Raw genomic sequence first — 3,396 nt, 5'->3', positions numbered from 1 at the left:
GGGCGTCAACAGAGAGGTACGATCATGACCGCCATTTGGAGTGGCCTGCGCAGCGGACTCGCCGCGGCGACCGCCGTGACGATGACCACCGTCCTTCCCGCCTTCGCCGAGACCACCATCACCGCCGTGATGCATTCCGGCCTGCGCGTGCTCGACCCGGTCATCACCACCGCGCATATCACCCGCGACAACGCCTTCATGATCTTCGACACGCTGGTCGCGCAGGACGCCGATTTCGTCGTCCAGCCCCAGATGGCGAATTTCGAGGTCTCCGAAGACGGGCTGACCTACAGTTTCACGCTGCGCGACGGGCTGAAATGGCATGACGGCGGCGACGTGACCCCGGCCGACTGCATCGCCTCGATCAAGCGCTGGATGCAGCGCGACGGCGGCGGGCAGATGATCAATGCCCGGATGGAAAGCCTCGAGGCGACCGGCGACAAGAGCTTCGAGCTGAAGCTGGCCGAGCCGTTCCCCTACACGCTCGAAGCCATGGCCAAGCCCTCGGGGCTGGCGCTGTTCATGATGCCGGAGCGGCTGGCGAACACCCCGGCCAACGAGCCGATCCCCGAGATGATCGGCTCGGGCCCGTTCAAGTTCGTGCAGGACGAGTTCCAGCCGGGCGTGAAGGTGGTCTACGAGAAGAACGAGGACTACATCCCCGCGCCGGGTCCGCAGAGCTGGTTCGCCGGCGCCAAGGACGTCAAGGTCGACCGCGTCGAATGGGTCACCATGCCGGACGCGCAGACCTCGCTCAACGCGCTGATGAACGGCGAGATCGACTTCCTCGAGCAGGTGCCGGTCGACCTTCTGCCGCTGCTCGAAGGCATGCCGGGCATCCAGGCCAAGGTGCTGTCGCCGCTCGGCTCGGTCTCCATCGGCCGGATGAACTTCCTCTATCCTCCGTTCGACAACCCGAAGATCCGCAAGGCCGCGGAAATGGCGCTGAGCCAGGAAGACGTGCTGACCGCGCTGATCGGCAACCCGGACTACTTCCAGGTCTGCGGCGCGATCTTCGGCTGCGGCACCCCCTTCGAGTTCACCGACGGCTCGGAGAGCATCACCTCGGGCGGCGATATCGAAGGCGCCAAGGCGCTGCTGGAGGAAGCCGGCTATGACGGCACGCCCATCGTGCTGATGCAGCCGACCGACGTGGTCACGCTGACCGCCCAGCCGATCGTCGCGGCCCAGGCGCTGCGCGAGGCGGGCTTCACCGTCGACATGCAGCCGATGGACTGGCAGACCCTGGTGACCCGCCGCGCCAGCCAGGCCGCGCCCTCGGATGGCGGCTGGAACCTGTTCTTCACCAACTGGATCGTTCCGGAAGTCTCCAACCCGCTGGGCAACATCATGCTGCCGGGCCGCGGCGACGCCGCCTGGTTCGGCTGGCCGACGGACGAGGAGATCAACGGCATGCTCGACGCCTTCGCCAAGGCGTCGGAACTCGACGAGCAGAAGGCGATCGCCCAGCAGATCCAGGCGCATGTGATGGAGAACGTGAACTACATCCATCTCGGCCAGTACTACAACCCGTCGGCCTGGAGCGAGACGCTCACCGGCGTCGAGGAAGCCCCCTTCCCGGTCTTCTGGGGCCTCGAGAAGAACGGCTGACCCCAGCCTGACCACTGCCCCGGCCGGCGCCTCCGGCCGGGGATCACAGACCGAAGGGACCCGAGATGCCCGTCTATTTCCTCCGCCGCGTTCTTGCCGCCATCCCGGTGATGCTGGTCGTGGCCGTCTTCGTCTTCCTGCTCTTGCGGCTGACCCCCGGCGATCCCGCCGCGATCCTCGCCGGCGACATGGCCACGCCCGAGCAGCTGGAGAAGATCCGCAATTCGCTGGGGCTGAACGATCCGCTCTACCTGCAGTTCTTCCGCTGGATGGGCGACCTGCTGAGCGGCGATTTCGGCACGTCGCTGATTTCCAACCAGCCGGTGATCGACCTTGTCGCCGACCGGATGTGGCCGACGATCTGGATCGCGCTGATCACCATCACGCTGTCGGTCATCGTCGCCGTGCCGATGGGCGTGCTGGCCGCCTGGCGCCACCGCAGCTGGATCGACCACCTGGTGATGACCTTCTCGGTGCTGGGCTTCTCGATCCCGGTCTTCGTGATCGGCTACCTGCTGATCAAGCTCTTCGCCCTCGATCTCGGCCTGCTGCCGGTGCAGGGCTACGTGCCGCCCTCCGAGGATCTCCCCGGCTTTGCCGCCCGCGCGGTCCTGCCGGCGCTGACGCTGGCCTCGATCTACATCGCGCTGATCGCGCGGATGACCCGCGCCAGCCTGCTGGACGTGCTGGGCGAGGACTATGTCCGCACCGCCCGCGCCAAGGGCCTGACCGAGCGCCGCGTGCTGTTCCGCCATGCGCTGCGCAACGCCGCCGTTCCGGTGATGACCGTGATCGGCACCGGCTTCGCGCTCCTGATCTCGGGCGTCGTCGTCACCGAGAGCGTGTTCAACATCCCCGGGCTGGGACGGCTGACCGTCGACAGCATCTTCGCCCGCGACTACCCCGTCATCCAGGCGCTGATCCTCCTGACCTCGGGCATCTACGTCCTGGTCAACTTGCTGATCGACCTGTCCTATTCCTTCCTTGATCCGCGGATCCGCTACTGATGGCCGAGAAAACAATGCGTGGAGCCTTCCCCATTCCGACCCGCCTGATCAGCTCGAAGCTCGGCATCGCGCCGATGATCGCGGCGGTGGTCCTGACCCTCATCATCCTGGCGGCGATCTGCGCGCCCTTCGTGGCGCCGCACGATCCGGTCTACCAGAACCCGATCATGCGGCTGAAGCCGCCCTCGGCCGAGTACCTGCTCGGCACCGACAACTACGGCCGCGACCTGCTCAGCCGCGTCATCTGGGGCGCCCGCGTCTCGCTGGTGATCGGCATCGGCGTCACCGTGCTGGCCGTTGTCATCGGCCTGGCGGTCGGGCTGGTCTCGGGCTTCTTCCGGGTCGCCGACGCGATCATCATGCGGATCATGGACGGTCTGATGGCCATGCCCTCGGTGCTCTTGGCGATCGCCATCGTCTCGCTGGTCGGCGCCTCGATCTGGACCGTCATGGCGGCGATCACCATCCCCGAGATCCCGCGGGTCGTGCGGCTGGTGCGCTCCATCGTGCTCTCCGCGCGGGAGGAACCCTATGTCGAGGCCGCGGTCTCGATGGGCACCTCGCTGCCGCGCGTGCTGTGGCGCCACCTGATGCCGAACACCTTCGCGCCGCTGACCGTGCAGGCGACCTATGTCTGCGCCTCCGCGATCCTGACCGAGGCGATCCTCAGCTTCCTCGGCGCCGGCGTCTCCACCGAAACGCCCACCTGGGGCAACATCATGGCCGAAGCGCGGATCTACTTCCGGCTGAAGCCCGAACTGATCTTCTGGCCGGGCCT

General features: G+C 66.8%; 3 protein-coding genes. All 3 read left to right on the top strand.

Annotated elements, in window-relative coordinates; translation table 11 throughout:
* The first annotated feature begins 24 nt into the window (after positions 1 to 24).
* A complete protein-coding gene (locus tag FGX59_RS36265; protein ID WP_138473401.1) occupies positions 25 to 1,611 on the top strand; it encodes an ABC transporter substrate-binding protein in 1,587 nt (528 codons plus the stop codon).
* A gap of 65 nt (positions 1,612 to 1,676) precedes the next feature.
* Positions 1,677 to 2,618, top strand: a complete 942-nt coding sequence (locus tag FGX59_RS36260) for an ABC transporter permease (protein ID WP_138473400.1) — start codon at positions 1,677 to 1,679, stop codon at positions 2,616 to 2,618.
* The coding region (locus FGX59_RS36255) for an ABC transporter permease (RefSeq protein ID WP_138473399.1) at positions 2,618 to 3,396 on the top strand (779 nt) is incomplete at its 3' end. The genes FGX59_RS36260 and FGX59_RS36255, both read left to right, overlap by 1 nt.

Origin of the sequence: Poseidonocella sp. HB161398, from assembly GCF_005870025.1 — a bacterium.
Classification (GTDB): domain Bacteria; phylum Pseudomonadota; class Alphaproteobacteria; order Rhodobacterales; family Rhodobacteraceae; genus Mangrovicoccus.
This window is presented reverse-complemented; position numbering and strand designations above follow the sequence as displayed.

Coding starts and splice junctions, on each gene's coding strand:
- FGX59_RS36265 (WP_138473401.1), top strand. CDS start 25: ATGACCGCCATTTGGAGTGGCCTGCGCAGCGGACTCGCCGCGGCGACC.
- FGX59_RS36260 (WP_138473400.1), top strand. CDS start 1,677: ATGCCCGTCTATTTCCTCCGCCGCGTTCTTGCCGCCATCCCGGTGATG.